This window comes from Mesorhizobium sp. WSM4310, from assembly GCF_007003935.1.
Lineage (GTDB): Bacteria > Pseudomonadota > Alphaproteobacteria > Rhizobiales > Rhizobiaceae > Mesorhizobium.
The window spans coordinates 107,147-125,090 of record NZ_VFTA01000008.1 but is presented as its reverse complement, the minus strand read 5'-3'; the positions used below and the strand labels follow the sequence as shown (position 1 = coordinate 125,090).

15 protein-coding genes are annotated in these 17,944 nt (G+C 62.1%); 7 read left to right on the top strand and 8 right to left on the bottom strand.

Annotated elements, in window-relative coordinates:
* From FJV80_RS11625 to FJV80_RS11615, 3 genes are all read right to left on the bottom strand, one after another.
* Positions 1-417: a hypothetical protein gene (locus FJV80_RS11625; protein WP_142876416.1), complete on the bottom strand. Its 417-nt coding sequence runs from the start codon at positions 415-417 to the stop codon at positions 1-3.
* Positions 417-2,303 carry a DNA mismatch repair endonuclease MutL gene (gene mutL, locus FJV80_RS11620; RefSeq protein WP_142876415.1) on the bottom strand — a complete coding sequence of 629 codons (1,887 nt, stop codon included), beginning with the start codon at positions 2,301-2,303 and terminating at the stop codon, positions 417-419. The genes FJV80_RS11625 and mutL overlap by 1 nt, the downstream gene beginning before the upstream one ends.
* A gap of 67 nt (positions 2,304-2,370) precedes the next feature.
* Entirely contained in the window at positions 2,371-3,273 is a 903-nt protein-coding gene (locus FJV80_RS11615; RefSeq protein ID WP_095788381.1) for a LysR substrate-binding domain-containing protein, read from the bottom strand.
* Between the two features lie 88 nt (positions 3,274-3,361).
* Here FJV80_RS11615 and FJV80_RS11610 point away from each other — a divergent pair, with 88 nt between their 5' ends.
* From FJV80_RS11610 to FJV80_RS11595, 4 genes are all read left to right on the top strand, one after another.
* Positions 3,362-4,912, top strand: coding sequence for a trimethylamine methyltransferase family protein (locus FJV80_RS11610; RefSeq protein ID WP_095770520.1), 1,551 nt, complete (start codon positions 3,362-3,364; stop codon positions 4,910-4,912).
* A gap of 44 nt (positions 4,913-4,956) precedes the next feature.
* Positions 4,957-6,606, top strand: coding sequence for an ABC transporter substrate-binding protein (locus FJV80_RS11605; RefSeq protein ID WP_142876414.1), 1,650 nt, complete (start codon positions 4,957-4,959; stop codon positions 6,604-6,606).
* A gap of 97 nt (positions 6,607-6,703) precedes the next feature.
* Positions 6,704-7,183, top strand: coding sequence for a DUF3828 domain-containing protein (locus tag FJV80_RS11600; RefSeq protein ID WP_095770518.1), 480 nt, complete (start codon positions 6,704-6,706; stop codon positions 7,181-7,183).
* Positions 7,184-7,475: 292 nt separating this feature from the next.
* Positions 7,476-8,459, top strand: a complete 984-nt coding sequence (locus FJV80_RS11595) for a right-handed parallel beta-helix repeat-containing protein (RefSeq protein WP_179296316.1) — start codon at positions 7,476-7,478, stop codon at positions 8,457-8,459.
* Positions 8,460-8,676: 217 nt separating this feature from the next.
* Here FJV80_RS11595 and FJV80_RS11590 read toward each other — a convergent pair whose 3' ends face one another.
* Positions 8,677-10,269 carry a class I SAM-dependent methyltransferase gene (locus FJV80_RS11590; protein WP_179301004.1) on the bottom strand — a complete coding sequence of 531 codons (1,593 nt, stop codon included), beginning with the start codon at positions 10,267-10,269 and terminating at the stop codon, positions 8,677-8,679.
* Between the two features lie 323 nt (positions 10,270-10,592).
* Between FJV80_RS11590 and FJV80_RS11585 the strand changes: the two genes are divergently transcribed.
* Positions 10,593-11,171 carry a hypothetical protein gene (locus FJV80_RS11585; protein WP_095770516.1) on the top strand — a complete coding sequence of 193 codons (579 nt, stop codon included), beginning with the start codon at positions 10,593-10,595 and terminating at the stop codon, positions 11,169-11,171.
* A gap of 5 nt (positions 11,172-11,176) precedes the next feature.
* Here FJV80_RS11585 and queF read toward each other — a convergent pair whose 3' ends face one another.
* Positions 11,177-11,638 carry a preQ(1) synthase gene (gene queF / locus FJV80_RS11580; protein ID WP_095770908.1) on the bottom strand — a complete coding sequence of 154 codons (462 nt, stop codon included), beginning with the start codon at positions 11,636-11,638 and terminating at the stop codon, positions 11,177-11,179.
* Between the two features lie 136 nt (positions 11,639-11,774).
* Here queF and FJV80_RS11575 point away from each other — a divergent pair, with 136 nt between their 5' ends.
* Complete coding sequence (locus FJV80_RS11575; protein ID WP_142876412.1) at positions 11,775-13,820, top strand: NADH:flavin oxidoreductase; 2,046 nt, start codon at positions 11,775-11,777, stop codon at positions 13,818-13,820.
* Between the two features lie 159 nt (positions 13,821-13,979).
* Here the strand turns inward: FJV80_RS11575 and FJV80_RS11570 are convergent, their stop codons facing one another.
* On the bottom strand, positions 13,980-14,387 hold the full coding sequence (locus tag FJV80_RS11570; protein WP_095788388.1) for a hypothetical protein: 408 nt from the start codon (positions 14,385-14,387) through the stop codon (positions 13,980-13,982).
* Between the two features lie 117 nt (positions 14,388-14,504).
* Between FJV80_RS11570 and FJV80_RS11565 the strand changes: the two genes are divergently transcribed.
* Entirely contained in the window at positions 14,505-14,933 is a 429-nt protein-coding gene (locus tag FJV80_RS11565; RefSeq protein WP_095788389.1) for a MarR family winged helix-turn-helix transcriptional regulator, read from the top strand.
* A gap of 18 nt (positions 14,934-14,951) precedes the next feature.
* Here FJV80_RS11565 and FJV80_RS11560 read toward each other — a convergent pair whose 3' ends face one another.
* Positions 14,952-15,692, bottom strand: a complete 741-nt coding sequence (locus tag FJV80_RS11560) for a polysaccharide deacetylase family protein (RefSeq protein WP_142876411.1) — start codon at positions 15,690-15,692, stop codon at positions 14,952-14,954.
* 68 nt (positions 15,693-15,760) lie between these two features.
* Complete coding sequence (locus FJV80_RS11555; RefSeq protein WP_095770511.1) at positions 15,761-17,830, bottom strand: EAL domain-containing protein; 2,070 nt, start codon at positions 17,828-17,830, stop codon at positions 15,761-15,763.
* Positions 17,831-17,944: the final 114 nt, after the last annotated feature.

Below are 17,944 nucleotides of genomic sequence, written 5' to 3'. Positions count from 1 at the left end.
TCACTCGGGTACTCCGAAGTAAGCACGATAGTGCTCCAGGTGAGCCGCCGCGGAAAATTCCTCGAAGTCGCCGGCAGCCTCGCATTCTTTCAAATAGGCAAGCGCCTTTGTGGCAACCTCGCCAGACTGCTTCATCAGGAAATTCTTGGTGTTTTGCAGACCATTGCCGCAAAGAAATTGGACATCCAGGGAGCTGAACAGATCGAAACCTGATGACTTGGCGTCCCAAATTCGCAGGACGTCTTCGTCCATTGCTTTGCTGAAGAGCTGAACACAACAGAGCAATGCCAAGTCATCTTCCCGTCCATCGCCTTTGCGCTCGCGATCGGCTTCATGCGCTAAGAGATCGCGAATGCGAGGCAAATCCTCATCTTTCGGCACGAGGCCAAATTGCTGCAGTGAGTCCCTGGTGTTCATCACCGCCGCCCGAACAGCCGCTCGATATCCGCCAGCTTGAGCTCGATATAGGTCGGGCGGCCATGGTTGCAGGTGCCGGATCCCGGCGTCGCTTCCATCTGGCGCAGCAGCGCGTTCATCTCCTCGGCCTTGAGCAGGCGTCCTGAACGCACCGAGCCATGGCAGGCCATGGTGGCGGCGATCTTGTCCAGCCTTTCCTTGAGTGTCTCGACGGTGTCGTTGTCGGCGATCTCGTCGGCGAGATCGCGCACCAATTGCCGGACATTGGTCTCGCCCAGCATCGACGGCGTCTCGCGCACGGCAACAGCACCCGGACCGAAACGCTCGATGCCGAGGCCGAAGCGGGCGAGCGTTTCGGCATGCATGGCCAACCGCTCGGCATCCTCTTCCGGCAGGTCGATGATCTCAGGCAGGAGCAGCATCTGCGAGGGCACGGGGCGCGAATGCAGGGCGTTCTTCAGCGCTTCGTAAACCAGCCGCTCATGCGCCGCGTGCTGATCGACGATGACGAGCGAATCCCTGGTCTGGGCAACGATGTAATTCTCATGCACCTGCGCGCGTGCCGCTCCGAGCACCGTGCCGAGCAGCGTCTCGGCCGCCTCGCTCTGCCCGGCGCGCGCGTCGGCACTGGCAAGCGCGCCGGTATCGAACGCCGCCTGATCGGGTTCGCCAAACCCGCCATGCCTTTCGCCGGCGCGCTCGAAGCCCGCACCTTCGAATTGCATGTCCAGCGGCCGCTGCGGCGAGCGCGAGGGATCGAAACCGGAGCCGGATGCATGGAATGCTGCTTCGTAGCTGCGATGGCCATTGGCCGGGCCGCCATGATTGTAAGGCGCGGCACCGGGCCGGAACGCCGCCACCATGCCCGCGGCTCCCGTCGTGGCCGAGCGGATGCCGGCATCGGCCAGGGCCTGGCGGATGGCGCCGACGATCAGCCCGCGCACCAGGCCCGGATCGCGGAAGCGCACATCGGCCTTGGCCGGGTGGACATTGACGTCGACGATGGCCGGATCGAGCGAAAGAAACAGCACCGTCACCGCGTGGCGGTCGCGCGGCAGCACATCGGCGAAGGCGCCGCGGATGGCGCCCGCGATCAGCTTGTCACGCACCGGCCTGCCATTGACATAGGCATATTGCTGCAGCGCGTTGGCGCGGGTGAAGGACGGGATCGACACATGGCCGGTCAGGTGCACGCCTTCGCGCATCGCGTCGATGGCGATGGAATTGTCGGGAAATTCCGCCCCCATCACCTGGGCGACGCGGCGCAGGCTGCCTTCCGGACTGTCATCGGTCGCCGGCAATTCCAGGGTCGAGCGGTCGGAACCGGCGAGCGTGAACCGCACGGCCGGAAAGGCGATGGCGATGCGTTTGACGACATCGCTGGTCGCCGAGCTTTCAGCCCGCTCGCCCTTCATGAATTTGAGCCGCGCCGGCGTGGCGAAGAACAGATCGCGCACCTCGACGGTTGTGCCGCGGTTGGCTGCCGCCGGTCTGACGGGCAGCACGCGGCCGCCCTCTATGCCGATCTCGGCGGCGCTGTCGCCCAAAGCCGTGCGCGAGCGGATCGACAGCCGCGATACCGAGCCGATCGACGGCAGCGCCTCGCCGCGAAAGCCGAGCGAGCGGATGTCGTTGATATCCTCGGCGAGTTTGGAGGTGCAGTGGCGCGCGATCGCCAGCGAAAGCTCCGGCTCGGGGATGCCGGAACCGTCATCAGTGACGCGGATCAGGTTCAGCCCGCCAGCTGAGGTGACGATTTCGATGCGTGATGCGCCAGCATCGAGCGCATTCTCGACCAGTTCCTTGACCACGCTCGCCGGACGCTCGATGACTTCGCCGGCGGCGATCTGGTTGATCATCGTTTCGGAAAGCTGGCGAATGGGCATGGCGACAGTATAGGAGGATTCGTGTCGTGCGGGCGAGGGCGAACTGCGGTGGAACGGTGAAACGGCTTTATGCCTGCGCCGCCAGCCAGTCTCTTACCTTGCGGACATTGTCGCTGAGCTCCCGGTTCTTCGGCCACACGACGTAGAACGCCTTGCCGGTCTTGAGCACGTGGTCCGTCACCTGCACCAGAAGTCCCGTCGCCAGCAGCCGCTCGGCAAGGTGCCGCCAGCCGAGCGCAATGCCTTGCCCCTCCATCACGCCCTGGATGACCAGGCCATAATCATTGATGCGCAGGCCGCGCGCGGCGTCGCCGAGGCTGCCGCCGGCCGACTGGAACCATTCGTCCCAACTCGCCGCCTCGCGATACGGCTCCTCCAGATGGATGAGACGGTGCTTGGCCAATTCCCCGACGGTCTTCGGCATGCCGAACTTGGCCAGGTAGCTGGTGCCGGCGACGGGGAAGATCTCCTCATCGGCAAGCGGCAACGAATGGTAGTCCGGCCAGTCCCGGGGCTCGCCGCCGCGCACGGCGAGCGGGATGCCTTCGGCGATGATGTCGAGGTCGCGGTCGGCGGTCTGGATGCGCAGGTCGATGCCCGGCAATTCGTCACGGAACTGCTGCAGGCGCGGCATCATCCAGAACGAGCCGAAGGCGGTCGATGCGGCGAGCGTCACGTGGCCGCCGGTCGCCTGCAGGCGCAGATCCTCGGCCGACTTGCGGATATGCGACAGCCCCAGCGAGACATCGGCGTGGAAGCGTTCGCCGGCTTCGGTCAGGCTGACCTGCCGGTGGCGGCGCTGGAACAGCTTGGCGCCGAGCTGCTCTTCCAGCCCCCGCACCGCGTAGGAGACGGCTGCCTGCGTCATGCCGAGCTCGCGCCCGGCGGCGGTGAAGCTCGACAGCCGGCCGGCCGCCTCGAAGACGATCAGGCTGCCGGCGGAGGGCAGGAGGTGGCGCAGGCTTCGCATAAGCACAGCTTATACAGAAGATCAGGATTTTCCAGCGTCACAGCCATATTTCGGGTCGCTAACGTGGTGGCCGGAAGAAGGAGGCTCCATGAACGTACCGGCCGTCGAATTGACCGAACAGACCCACCGCCGCGGCGGTGGCCGTGTTGGCCGCAAGGCGCTCAGAAGCGCGCCGATCGCTTCCTTTCCGACCTTGGTGCGCAACATCCCCGTCTATGAGATTGTGCCTGACGAGGCGGTGGAACTGATCCACGAGGAATCGCTCAAGATCCTCGAGGAGGTGGGCTGCGAATTCCGCGACGACGGCGCGATCGAACTCTGGAAGGCGGCCGGTGCCGACGTCAGGGAGACGCGTGTCCGCATCGACCGCGCGCTGCTGATGGAGCTCGTCTCGAAGGTTCCGTCGGAGTTCACGCTCAATGCACGCAACCCCGAGCGCACCGTGCGCGTCGGCGGCAAGAACTCGATTTTCGTGCCGATGTATGGCGCGCCCTACGTCCGCGACCTCGACAATGTCAGGCGCTATGGCACGCTCGCCGACCTCAACAATTTCCACAAAATGGCCTACATGGCGCCGGCGCTGCATTCCTCGAGCTCGGTCATCTGCGAGCCGATGGAAATCGCGGTGCCGAAACGGCATCTGCACATCATCCACTCGGCGCTGAAGCATTCCGACAAGCCGTTCATGGGCATAGTGACGTCGAAGGAGCGCGCCGAGGATACGATGGCGATGGCTGGCATCGTCTTCGGCGAGGCGTTCGTACGCGACAACCCTGTGCTGGTGGCAATCACCAACTGCAATTCGCCGCTGGTATGGGACGCCACCATGATCGACGCCATGCGGGTCTACGCGAGCCACAACCAGCCGCTGATCCTGGCGCCTTTCGCGCTGTGCGGCGCTTCGACCTCGGCTTCTGCCGTCGGCGCGGTGGCGCAGGTCAATGCCGAGGCGCTTGCCGGCGTGGCGCTGACCCAGCTCATCCGCCCAGGCTCGCCGCAAATATACGGCCAGTTCATGGTCACGGTCGACATGAAGACCGGCGCGCCGATGGGCGGCACCCCGGAGGCCGCCCAGATGATGTATCTTATGGGCGCGCTGGCTCGGAAATACCGGCTGCCGTGGCGCACCTCGGGATTCCATGTCGGCTCGAAGCTGAACGACGCTCAGGCGGGTTACGAATCGAACATGCTCATGCATGCCGCCATCCTGTCCGGCGCCAACTACATCTGGCATTCCGCCGGCTGGCTGGAAGCCGGCCTGACTTGCGGCTATTCGAAATTCGCGACGGACTGCGAGCAGCTCGTCGGTTGGTACAAATACGCCGGGGGGGTGTCCTTCGACGATTTCAAGGAGGCCATGGCGGCGATCCGCGAGGTCGGACCGCAAGGCCATTTCCTCGGCACCCAGCACACGCTCGAACATTTCGAGTCCGCCTTCTTCATGCCCTCGATCATGGACTTCAACTCCTACGAACAATGGAATGCCGAAGGGGCGAAGGACCACGACACGCGCGGCCGCGAGAAGGCGCGCAACATGCTCGCCGATTACGAGGAGCCGAAGCTCGACGAGGGCATTGCCGAGGGTCTCAGGGATTTGATCGCGCGGCGCGAGGAGAAACTGCCGGATACGGTGAGTTGACGCAAAGGGCGAAGACCCGACGGGGACCATAAGGGAGGAAGAAAATGACACTTTTCACAAGCAACGGCGATCGCGTCCCCAGCGCTATCGAGGCCATGGCGCAGGAGGCGCGTGCCGGCCGCATGGACCGGCGTGAGTTCCTGGCGCTGGCAAGCGCCTTCGGTGCGTCGACGGCTCTCGCCTATGGCATGATCGGTCTTGCCGTGCCGCGACAGGCCCAGGCCGAGGAGCCGAAGAAGGGCGGCACGCTGCGCGTCTCGATGTCGGTCAAGGCGCAGAAGGACCCGCGCACCTACGACTGGGTGGAACTGGCCAACATTTCGCGCAGCTGGCTGGAGCCGCTGGTGCGCTACACCAGGCAATTCACCTTCGAGCCGGTGCTGCTCGAAAGCTGGGATATCAACGACGACGCCACCGAATATGTCCTGCATGTGCGCAAGGACATCACCTGGAACAATGGCGATGCCTTCAATGCCGATGACGTCGCCCACAATCTGGCGCGCTGGTGCGAGAAAGGCGTCGCCGGCAATTCGATGGCCGCACGCGTCGGCGCGCTGATCGACGCAAAAACCGGCAAGGCGAGGGACGGCGCGATCACCAAGGTCGACGACCACACCATCAAGCTGAAGCTTAGCGAACCCGACATTTCGCTGATCCCGAACTTCACCGATTATCCCGCGCTCGTCGTCCACCGCAACTTCGATGGCGACGGCGCCGATCCGGTCAAGAAGCCGATCGGCACGGGTCCGTTCGAACTCGTCTCTTACGATGTCGGCCAGAAGGCGGTGGTGAAGCGCCGCGAGAACGGCAAATGGTGGGGTGGCGAGGCGCCTCTCGACGGCGTCGAATTCGTCGACTACGGCACCGACTTCAATGCCACGGTGAACGCTTTCGATTCCGGCGAGATCGACCTCAATTTCGAGAGCCCGGCCGATTTCATCGACATTCTCGACAAGATGGGCCTGCAGAAATCCGAGGTTGCGACGGCAACGACACTAGTTGCCCGCACCAACATCACGCACAAGCCCTATGACGACAAGCGGGTGCGCAACGCTCTGCAGATGGCCGTCGACAACAATGCCGTCTTGCAGCTCGGCTATGCCGGGCGCGGCACGGTCGGCGAGAACCATCATGTCAGCCAGATCCATCCGGAATATTATCCCCTGCCAAAAAAGGAACGTGACGCCGCCGGTGCCAAGAAACTGATGGCGGAAGCCGGTCAGGCCGACTTCGAGCACGAACTGATCACCATCGAGGACGATTGGCAGAAGAACACCGGCGACGCGATCGCCGGTCAATTGCGCGATGCCGGCATCAAGGTGAAGCGCACGGTGCTGCCGGGGTCGACCTTCTGGAACGACTGGACGAAATATCCTTATTCGATGACCATCTGGTACATGCGTCCGCTCGGCGTCCAGGTGCTGGCGCTGGGTTATCGCAGCGGCGAGGCGTGGAATGAGTCGGCCTATTCCAATCCCGATTTCGACGCCAAGCTCAAACAGGCGCTCTCGCTGATCGACGTCGCCAAGCGCAAGGAGGTAATGAAGGATGTCGAGCAGATCCTGCAGGACTCCGGAGTCATCATCCAGCCGTTCTGGCAGAAGCTCTACAGCCACACCAGCAAGAAGGTGAAGAACTACGGCGTCCACCAGACCTTCGAGATGGACCTCCAGAACGTCTGGCTCGACGGCTGAAAGGAGGCCGGGCAGGGGCTTCATGAGCGGCAAAAAAGCCGGTATGCAGGATGCTTGGTGTTGATTGCGTCAAGCCATCAAAAGCCGGAGATTCTGCATGAGACGGACAGTGCTCCTTGCCGCCCTCGCGATAGCCTTACCCGCGGCCGCCTTCGCCGGACCGGCGTCGGACGCCGTGAAGTTCTTCTATGTTCCGGCGGTCAAATTCGAGGCCGATGCACAATATCGGGATCGCTTCACCGCGCCGGTGACGAGACTGTTCGATCTCAACGACCAGGCGACCAGGAAGAATCCCGACCAGGTCGCCTGCATCGACTTCGATCCCGGTCTTGATGCGCAGGATTTCGACCAGAAGACGGTCTCCAAGACCCTGAAATTGTCCGAAACGGTGGATGGCGACACGGCACAAGTGGTGGCAAGCTTCAGGCTGTTTTCGGACGGTGACGATTCGCAACGCGAAATGCGCTGGTCATTGCAGAAGGTCGACGGCAAGTGGAAGGTATCGGACATTGCTTCGAAGACCAGCGACTGGACGCTGAGCCAGCTCGAATGCATGGCGGGCCAAGATCCGGAGTGATGCCATGGGCCTTGGCCGTTCCTGCGGGTGTCGAATCGACGGTTTCGTGTCGCCGCTCGGCATCCCCGGGGCGTGAAGTTTTCTAAATTTCGTGGAACGCCAAGCGCTTCGAATGTAGTGTGAAGGCGATGTAACAATGGCATGATGGCGGTCGTGTAGCTTGGCGGATCGCCACGCGCACGAGAAATTCAAATCAGCAATCCGGTTTTGACGTCACGTTGCTTTTGACGAGGCGAAGCGCTAGACTTCCTCCGCTTGGTTGTGAACGAATCTCTTGTTCCATTTAGGGGGAATGATCATGAAAATTCTGGGCTACCTATTATCTTCGCTGTTTCTCGCCTTGGCGACGGCGGTGATCGCCACGCCGGCTTCCGCTCAAGCGACCCGGACCTGGGTTTCCGGCGTCGGCGACGACGCCAATCCGTGCAGCCGCACGGCGCCTTGCAAGACCTTTGCCGGCGCGATCTCGAAGACGGCCGTCAGCGGGGAGATCAACTGCCTCGATCCCGGTGGCTTCGGTACGGTGACAATCACCAAGTCGATTACGATCGACTGTGTCTATACGGAAGGCGGGGTTCTCTCCGCCGGAACCAATGGTGTCATTGTCAACGCTCCGGCTGGAAGCGTTGTGCATCTCAGGGGGCTGGATATCGATGGCGTAGGCACAGGCCTAAATGGCGTACGCTTCCTTGGTCAGGGCCAACTGCATATCGAGGATTCGATCATCCAGCGGGTCACTGGCCAGGGCGTGGAAGTCGCGCCGAACGGACCCACCGAAATCTATATCAGCAATACCCGGATATCCGAGGCAGCCACGAATGGCATCCTGATCAAGACGACTGGCGCCGTTGGGATAAATGCTGCGTTCACGCGAACGGAGGTCACAAACAACGGCGCCGGCATCACCGTCGATGGCACGGGTGACACCCTGGCCATAAATATGGCGTTGACAGCGAGCCTGGTCAGCGGGAACGGCGGCAACGGCGTGACCGTGAAGACGGTTGCCGCAGCCTCCCAGGTCCGCGCCACGGTAACAAATACGACGGTGTCGTCCAATGCCGGCGTGGGCGTGAATGCCAATGGTGCGGCTGCCAGCGGCGCCGGCAGTTCGATCGTCACTCTTGGCGGATCGACCGTGTTCGCCAACGTGACCGGTGTCGGCTCTAGCGGATCGGGTGTGGTGCAGTCTTTCAAGAACAACATGATTTCCGGAAATGTCTCGGATGGCACGCCGCTGACGGCATTCCCTGGACCTGGAGGCGCACCGCTGCAATAAGCGCTCTGTTGCATGACACACCATTCCACCGGGCCGTGCTCGCTGTCCGGTGGAATGCAGTAAGACCTGAAGACCAAGCTTTCCACGGACTTTGGGCGTGCTTCAGCTAGCCACGCGGTGTCGGTGTTGCATGGCGCCGCGCTGGCAGCCTTCAGGCTGCCTGGCCGCAAGCAACATCTTGAAACCCGATCGATCGCGTTTCGCCGGCGACCGGCAATCAACCCTGAAGCGATTGCAGGATAAATGGAACCATACCGGCGCGCGGCTTTCCCTGATAAAAGCAATGATATGAAGGCCTGAGATAGGGACCGCCAAAGATTGCCTCGTATTCGCTGGCAAAAGCCTCCCACCTGTTTTTGCCCGAGGTCGCCACGGAATCATGGACCTGGTGAAACGTCCCCTCGCTGAGCAGGCAGACATTGCGCGCGTCAGGGCGCGTCACGTAGCGACGAAATATCTCGAGATTTGCCAAGCCGCCGCCTGGGGACGTGAAACGTTCGTCGAAGCCGCCATGTCGGTCGAACAATGTGCGGCTTATCGAGAAAGAATTGCTTTCCGTGATGCCGCCGAAGAAACCACTGCTTGAGGAGCCGGCAAATACCGAAATCCCGAACAGCCCGTCCGACTCGTCGGGCCAGCGCACGGCACGGATCAATCCATCTTCGATCTCCGCCCCATATCCTTCCGGCACCGACTGCATCTGCACCTTGGGACCAATGTGCCAGGACAGCGAGAACACAAAGGCATCCTCCATCCTGCCATGAGCTTTTACACTCTCATCGATCAGTCGTTCGGAGAATATGCGGGCACCATCGATGGCAAACAACAAAATCTCCCCCTTGGCGATTTCGCGCGCAGCCCAATTCAGAGCAAACACCGGGGATTGCCTGGGGTCTGGTGCTCTTACGATTTGCGCATTTGGTGGCAGATTTTCGTATGTGAGCGGCGTGCTTGAGCCGTTGTCGACGACGATGACTTCGTATTCATCCGACCTCAGTCCCTTCTGATAGGGAGCGGTCGCGGACAGGATCGTGCGGGGTGCCTCGCGCGCCATCTCGTAGGCACAGATGATGACCGAGAGGCGCGGCCTGCGCTGCGACAATGCTGGCACCACGCGCCGGTCCGATTGCATCGAAGCCTTGGTCGCGCGCAGTGCCGCGATGATCCCAAGATCGTTAGCCAACAGATCCGTGGCGCGTGGTTGCATGTGGTCGCGGATGGCTGCGACGCTAGGAAATGACCACTTCCCAGCCAGTATGTCGGCTTCGATGGCGCCATAGTTGGCGGTGAGCACGTCCGACGACGGATCGAGCCGGGTCACCAGGCCGAAACCCTTCATGTCGACATCATAAACCCGAATGTCCAGATCGGGCCGGTAGTGGCGAAGAATAGGTATCAGGCGATAGACATCGCCAGTCCAGATCGTTGTATTGCGTTGCCGTGACGCGTAATCCATGTGCTGCGGCAGCAGGTCATTAATGACAATGACGCTGTCTGGGCTGGCATGCTTCTCCAGATTCATGAAATCGCGCAGTGCGAATTCGACAAGATGCAACCCGTCGATGAACGCCAAATCGATGGGTGCCCCGAGAATTTGCGCCACGTCGTCGCGTGCGAAGAAACTGTCGCTGGTGGTGTTGAACAACCGCGTGGGGGCGGTCAACGCGACCTTGATCTCGTAGTCGGGATCTATGCCTATGGCCGGAACTCTTGACAGAGCCAGGCTATAGCCCAGTCTGCAGCCGATCTCGCAATAGTTGGCCGGCCGAAGCGTTTCATGGGTTAGCCCCAAGGCGTCTAGATAGTTCAAGAGACGGTCTTCCTTGTTGACGGAACCTGCAAGGGTACTGGCACAATATACGCAAACCCGCCAGCCAGACATGGCTGTAGGTTTCTTGGTGCCGGCAGGCATTGGCGTCGTTTGCGTTGCCGATGATTCGCCGATGATCTGCCGATAGTTCCGCTGAAACGATTGTTCTTGAACGGTTGGCGCGGGCAGCCGCGCGAACCGTTCGCCTCGAAGTGCTTGTTGGCTTCCTCAAATTCTGCATCTTTGTGACTAGGTTTCGACGACCAAAGGCTGGACATTCCGCCGGCCTGAACGCATGACCTTTCGAAGCCTGGAGTGATGCGATGGCCCGTCTTATGGCCCTGGTGATCGTGTGCGTTTTGACCTGCGCCGCAGCCGCTCAAGGTCTGTTCGGCTCACCGCCGCCGAACGCGCCGTCCGCCGGCGGCCAGCCTCCAGACAGCACCGCTACGCCTCCTGCCGCAACGCCGGCGCCGCAGGAAAAGCCGGTCGAGTTGCCGCCGGCGGCGCCCGTTCTGCCGGGATCGCCGACGGCAGTGGTGAAGCCCTTTTACGAACATCCCGGGCTGGAACTCGATCCAGCCCAACGCAAGAACTTCATCGATCCAGCGAAAACCGTGCTCGACAAGAGTGACGCGCTGCGCGCTTCGGGTGAGGGCGAATGCCTCGACCCCAACATGGCACTCGACAACGCCGACTACGACAAGCTCGCCGTCGACCGGAGTCTGCGTACGGTCGAGGCCGTCAACGACGACGAGGCCAAGGTGGTCGTCGCGTTCGTTGTCGAAGGTCACCAGCACCGTCTCGAATGGAAGCTCAAGAAGGTAGCCGGTGACTGGAAGATTTCCGATCTTCTGTCGGTGACCGGCGAATGGGCGCTCAGCCAATATCAGTGCGAATGAGGGGCTCAGCCGCGCCCGCGATAGGGGGCGACGCCCGTGTCCGGCAGCCAGGCGCCTTCAGGTGGAGTGCCGGTCTGCCAGAAAACGTCGATCGGAATGCCGCCGCGCGGATACCAATAGCCGCCTATGCGCAACCACAGCGGCTTGGTTGCTGCCACGATGCGGCGGCCGATCATGACGGTACAATCCTCATGGAAGGCACCGTGGTTGCGAAACGAGGTCATGAACAGCTTCAGCGACTTCGATTCCACCAAAGCCGCATCGGGTGCGTAGTCGATGACGATATGGGCGAAATCCGGCTGGCCGGTCACCGGGCACAGCGAGGTGAACTCCGGGCAGGTGAAGCGCACGATCGCCGGCGGGCCGTCGCCGCGCGAAAACGGCACGGTTTCCAGGACCGCTGCTTCGGGGCTCTGTGGCGTCTCGACGTGCGCGCCGAGCTGGGTAAGGGTTTTGGTATCGATCATGGGCAGGGTTCCTTCGAATTTTCCGCTCATTAGCATCGGACCGAAACATGCGCAGCGGTTTTCAGACGAATCCGATGCTTAAATTAGGGAATGCTGCAGCACCTGCTCCAGCGCAATTTGAAACCGCAGGAAGACGATGACCAGCAACGACCCGCTTCTTCAGCCCTACCAGCTCAAGCATTTGACGCTGAAGAACCGGGTGATGTCGACCAGCCACGAGCCGGCCTATTCCGAGGACGGTATGCCGAAACAACGCTATCGGCTCTACCATGCCGAGAAGGCCAGGGGTGGCATGGCGCTGACCATGACCGCCGGCTCGGCCATCGTTTCGCGCGACAGTCCAGCGGCCTTCGGCAATCTGCATGTCTATGATGACCGCATCGTGCCGTGGCTGGCCGAACTCGCCGATGCCTGCCACGAGCATGACTGCAAGGTGATGATCCAGATCACCCATCTTGGCCGCCGAACCGGCTGGAACAAGGCCGACTGGCTGCCGGTGCTCTCGGCCTCGCCGGTGCGCGAGCCGGCGCACCGCGCTTTCCCAAAAACCATCGAGGACTGGGACATCGAACGCATCGTTGCCGACTATGCGTCGGCTGCGCAGCGCTGTCAGGCCGCCGGCCTCGACGGCATAGAGTTCGAGGCCTACGGCCACTTGATGGATGGCTTCTGGTCGCCGGCCACCAATCATCGCGATGACGAGTATGGCGGCTCGCTCGACAATCGCCTGCGCTTCACCAACATGGTGCTGGATGCGGTGCGCGCGGCGGTCGGCGAAAAGTTCGTCGTCGGCATCCGCATGGTCGCCGACGAGGATTTTCCGCAAGGCCTGTCGAAGGAGGAAGGCGTCGAGATCGCCAGGCGGCTGGCCGGCTCCGGCAAGGTCGATTTCCTCAACATCATCCGCGGTTCGATCGAGAGCGACGCGGCATTGACCAAGGTTATTCCGGTGACCGGCATGCGGTCTTCGCCGCATCTCGATTTTGCCGGCGAGGTGAGGGCGGCGACAAAGTTCCCGACCTTTCATGCGGCGCGCATCTCCGATGTCGCCACCGCGCGCCATGCGATCGCCACCGGCAAGCTCGACATGGTCGGCATGACCCGTGCGCATATTGCCGATCCGCACATCATCAGGAAGGTGATGGAAGGCCGCGAGCACGAGATCCGCCCCTGTGTCGGCGCCACCTATTGTCTGGATCGCATCTATGAAGGCGGCGAGGCGCTCTGCGTTCACAACGCGGCGACCGGCCGCGAGGCCGAGATTCCGCACATCATCGTCAAGACCGAAGGGCCGAAGCGGAAAGTCGTCGTCGTCGGTGCTGGGGCCGGCGGACTGGAGGCGGCGCGTGTCGCAGCCGAGCGCGGCCACCAGGTCACGATCCTGGAGGCATCCTCGCAAGCGGGTGGCCAGGTCCGTCTGGCAACGCAGAATCCGCGCCGCAAGGAGCTGATCGGCATCATCGACTGGCGGCTGGCCGAACTCGATCGGCTCGGCGTCGAGATCCGCTACGACACCTGGGCGGAAAAGGACGATGTTCTGGCACTGGCGCCCGATGTTGTGGTCGTCGCCACCGGCGGCCTGCCGCAGAACCCGCCGTTGACGAGCGGCGACAATCTCGTCACGTCGAGCTGGGACATCATGGCCGGCAGCGTCAAGCCGGCCGAAAACGTTCTGCTCTTTGACGACAATGGCGGCCATCAGGGCATGGGGGCGGCCGAGTTGATCGCCAACAGCGGTGCGAGGCTGGAGCTGGTCTCGCCGGAGCGTTTCTTCGCCCCCGAAATGGGCGGCATGAACCACGTGCCGTATATGCGCGCTTTCCAGGTGAAAGGCGTCACCATCACCATCAACACGCGCCTGCGCTCGGTGCGGCGCGAGGGCAACCAACTGGTCGCCGAACTCGCTTCGGACTTTGCCGACGGCTGGCGCGGGGAACGTAGGGTCGACCAGGTGGTGGTCGAGCACGGCACGGCGCCGCTCGACGATCTTTACCTCAGCCTGAAGCCGCTTTCGAAGAATGGCGGCGCGATCGACTATGAACGTCTGGTCGCCGGCGGCGACATTTTCCCGGCACGCAACCCCGAAGCAGGCTTCGTGCTGTTGCGCATCGGCGATGCGGTCGCTTCGCGTAACATTCACGCCGCCATCTATGACGGCATCAGGTTCGGCTTGCGGTTCTGATGCAAGGCCAGCTCGGGCTGGCGCAATTTGTGGTGTTGGTGGCGCGCGGTCGGACCTGCATACGAGAGCCCATGTATGCCGGCCTGGCCGCGCGCCCGCACGTCACTGGCTCATCGCCGGGCAACGTGCGATCTCGGAGCTTTTTGGCGTGGACGGTGCTCAGACCATCCTGGCGATCGCCATGCACAGCACCGTGACCACCAGCAGCCACGCAGCGATGCGTTCGCCCAGGGCCATTCTGGCCCGCAGTTGCGTTTCGATTTCCGCATTGGCGCCGGCAAGCCGCCGGCTGGGCGCCCTGACCATGGCGCCGAGCACGCCGGCGGCGGCGAAAGCCGCCAGTATGCCGAGCGCCAGCACCATTTCCATCGAGCCGAAATAGGCGCCATGGAAGAAATACCACAGCAGCGCCCCGGTCAGGAAAACCATACCGGCCGCGCCCATCTGCGGCTGGATGAAGCGTTCCGCCTTGATCTCCGGATCGCGGGCAAGCGTGATGGTGGTGCCGGCCCAGAACACCCCTGTCATGACGTGAAGACCGATGACGACGATGTAGACATATTCCATGACGGCTCTCCTCTCATCTGTGGGGGGTATCTAACAATTAGATATCTAACAGTTAGATGTCAATGTATAAAGCGGGAGTCAGTTCCATCTGGGAAAAACACCGTCTAGTGTCCGGCAATGACGCCCTTTGAACGCCCGCCAATCGGCATGAACCTCGGCCGCACCGCCAAACTTGTCGCCCAGGCCTTCGACGCCGCTTTGGTCGAAGCGGGCGGCACCTTGCCGGTCTGGCTCACGCTGCTGTCGGTCAAGTCGAGCGAGCTCGCCAATCAGCGCGAACTTGCCGGCATGATCGGCATCCAGGGGGCGACGCTGACCCACCACCTCAATGCGATGGAAGCGCAGGGCCTGCTGACTCGCCGCCGCGATCCCGTCAACCGCCGGGTCCATCAGGTCGAACTGACGCAAGCGGGAGAAGCGCTGTTCGAGACGTTGCGGCAGGCCGCGCTTGCCTTCGACAGGCGGCTTCGCACAGGGCTGCCCGACGAGCGCCTGGCGGAGTTTGCGCAGGTACTGGCGGCGCTACGCGACAATGTCGAAAGCTAGGAATACCGAACCATCGGCTCAGTTTTCATAATTCGGGATCGCTCCGAAGGCGTAATGGCGCAACTTCAGCGCGGTGACCAGGTCGGCAAGCTTCGTCTTGCCGTCAAAACCGTCCTGGAACATCTCGTCATGCATCAAGAGGATCAGCCTGCCGGGCTTGTCGAAGTGGCCATAGCCGAACAGATGATCGATCTCGCTGACCAGATGATCGACGCTCTGCACCGGCTCGCCGTTGTCCTTGTGCACCCATTCATGATCCCAGCCATACAGATAGAAGCCGGAAGCGGCGACGAACTCGTAGTCGGGGTCCTCGCGGCCGGCTTGCGCGGGTCCGAGCGAGTTGTCGTCCTTTGACATAGAGGGCAGCCGGAACACATCGCGCCCCGGCAGTCGTGCATGCACCGCAGGCTTCAGGCCCAGCACGGCATTCGCCATGAGCATGTCTGCAACCACCCCTTCCGTATCGCCATAGAAGTGCCGGTAGTGATTATAGGCGTGGCTGTAGCTGTGGTTGCCGATCGTCACCAGCGGCATCGCCTTGGCGCGCCGCACCAGCGCCTTGGTGGACGCACTGGCCTCGGCATGCATGCCGACCATGAACAGTGTTGCCGGAACCTGCTGTGCCTGCAGCACGTCGAGGATGTTGCTGGTGCCGTTCAGCGGGCCGTCGTCGAAGGTGAGATAGATGATGCGGTCCGCCCCATGGGCCGGCAGCGCGGACATCAGAATGGCCGCCAGGACAAACTGAAAGAATGTCATAAGCTCCAGCGATCCGGTTGCACTTGCCGCAGGCCGCCATTTCGGCGGCTGGTTGTCAAGGCGGGCAGTTACGCCAGGCTTCCCTGCAAGACCCGCAGTTTCGCCTTCTTCGGCATGCGGGCGGTCAGCCATTCCAGCGCCTTGTCTTGCGGCATCGGAAAGGCGATGGAATAGCCCTGTACCTGGTCGCAGCCGATCGCCATCAGCGAGTCGAGTTCGGCCTCGGTTTCAGCACCCTCGGCGACGATGGAGATGCCCAGCCCCCGGGCAAGCTCGGTGATGGCGCGCACGATCTTCGAGTTGTCGCCGTTCTCATGGATATTCTGGACGAACCGGCGATCGATCTTGAGCCGGTCGATTTCATTGGGATTGACGTGGCTGAGCGACGCATAGCCGGTGCCGAAATCATCGAGTTCCAGGTGGACCCCGGCTGCCCTGATGTGACGCAGTTTCGCCGCGATGCCTGTCTTCTCATCGTCGAGAATGACGGATTCGACGATTTCCAGCGACAGTTTCTGCGGCGGCAGTCCGGCCTTTTCCAGCGTCTCGAACAGAAACGCATCGAAATCGTGCTCGCGCAGCTCGGTGCCCGAGACATTGACGGCAAGCCGTCCGAAGGCAATCCCGGCGCGGTTCCATTCGGCGGCTTCGTTGATCGCCTTGCTGATGACGATGCGGCCGATCTCCGGCATGAAGCCGCATTTCTCGGCGACCGGAATGAATTCGCCCGGCGAGATCATGCCGCGCTCGTGATGGTTCCATCGCACCAGGGCCTCGATGCCGCTGATCGTGCCGTCGGTCAAGGAAACCTGCGGCTGGAAATAAACCTGGAATGCCCGCTCGGAGATGGCGACCTTGATGTCGTGTTCGAGCTGCTTGCGGTAGTCGAGCTCGCGGCGCAACTCCTCCGAGAAGAACGAGAAGTTGCCGCCGCCCATTTTCTTGGCGGAGTATAGCGCCAGATCGGCATGGACGAGCAGGTCCTGCGCGTTGTCGGCGTCGATCGGATAGACGGCGATGCCGCCGCTTGCGCCCGGAAGGATGGTGGTGCCCTGGAAGACGATCGGCTCGTTGATGTGCGCCAGGATGCGCCGCGCCAGCATGTTGATGTCCTCGGTGCTGCCCGCTCCGTTGAGGATCATCACGAATTCGTCACCACCGAGCCGCGCGCACAGATCGGACGCCCGGCAGGAATCGCGCATGCGCTGGGCTGTGACGACCAGGACATAGTCGCCGGCGGCGTGGCCGAGCGTATCGTTGATCTGCTTGAAGCGGTCGAGGTCGAGCTGGACCACCGCCAGCCGTTCGCGCCGGCGGTGCGCGCCCTTGATCAGCGTGTCGAAATGATCGGTCAGGAAGGTGCGGTTGTGCAGGCCGGTCAGGCCGTCATGGACCGCGATGAAGGCCATCGAATTGCGCGCATCGACCAGTTCACGTGTCTTGCGCAGGATCGCGTTGGACATCGGCCTGAAGATGAACAGCGCCACCAGCAGGATGACGCCGAGGGTGGCGTAGAACAATGTGCGGTGGAGCGCGAGCAGCTTTTCGGAGCGCTCGTCGGCATCGGCGCTGATGCGCTGTCCGAGCGCGGCATAGCCCGACAAGGTGGCGTTGGCGACCGAGGCATCGAGGTTGACGCGTTCTGCGCTGCCTTTGTAGCCGTCATTGTCGAGATTGAGTTGCGATTCAAGGGCTGAGATCAGGCGGTCGCCATTGGCGATCAGCCCGACCGAGAAATAATCGAGATGGAAGGGTTTGGCGAAAAGCACGCTCTCGATCGACTTCGCATCGAACTTGGCCGGCGATTGCGGATCCGCACCGGTCTGCTCGAGCAGCAGATCGTAATTGGTCTCGAACTCGGCGGTGGCCTGCTTCAGTGCGCTGACCAATGCCGGCCGCTTGTCGCGCGAGGCGGCACCGGTTGCACCGGCCAGGAAGACGATGCGCTGCGACAAGGTCTTCTGCGTGCCGACAATGTCGAGCAAGGTGTTGTTGTGCTGCTGCGTGGCCATCGTCTGCTGCAGCAAGACGAAGGACGCCGCCACCATGGCCGCAATGATCAGCAGCGCCAGCCAATAGCCGGCCTTGATCAGCAATATGAGCTTGCCTGAAACGGTTTGCACCGGCTGCTGCGACATGTTCGGGGGCGGCCCTTTTGCCAACGGATTCCTGTATGACCACCATTGAGCCGCAAACGTTAACAGGACTGGAAACCGACAGCCTGACGGCAAGGGGAAGATGCGGAAAGATCG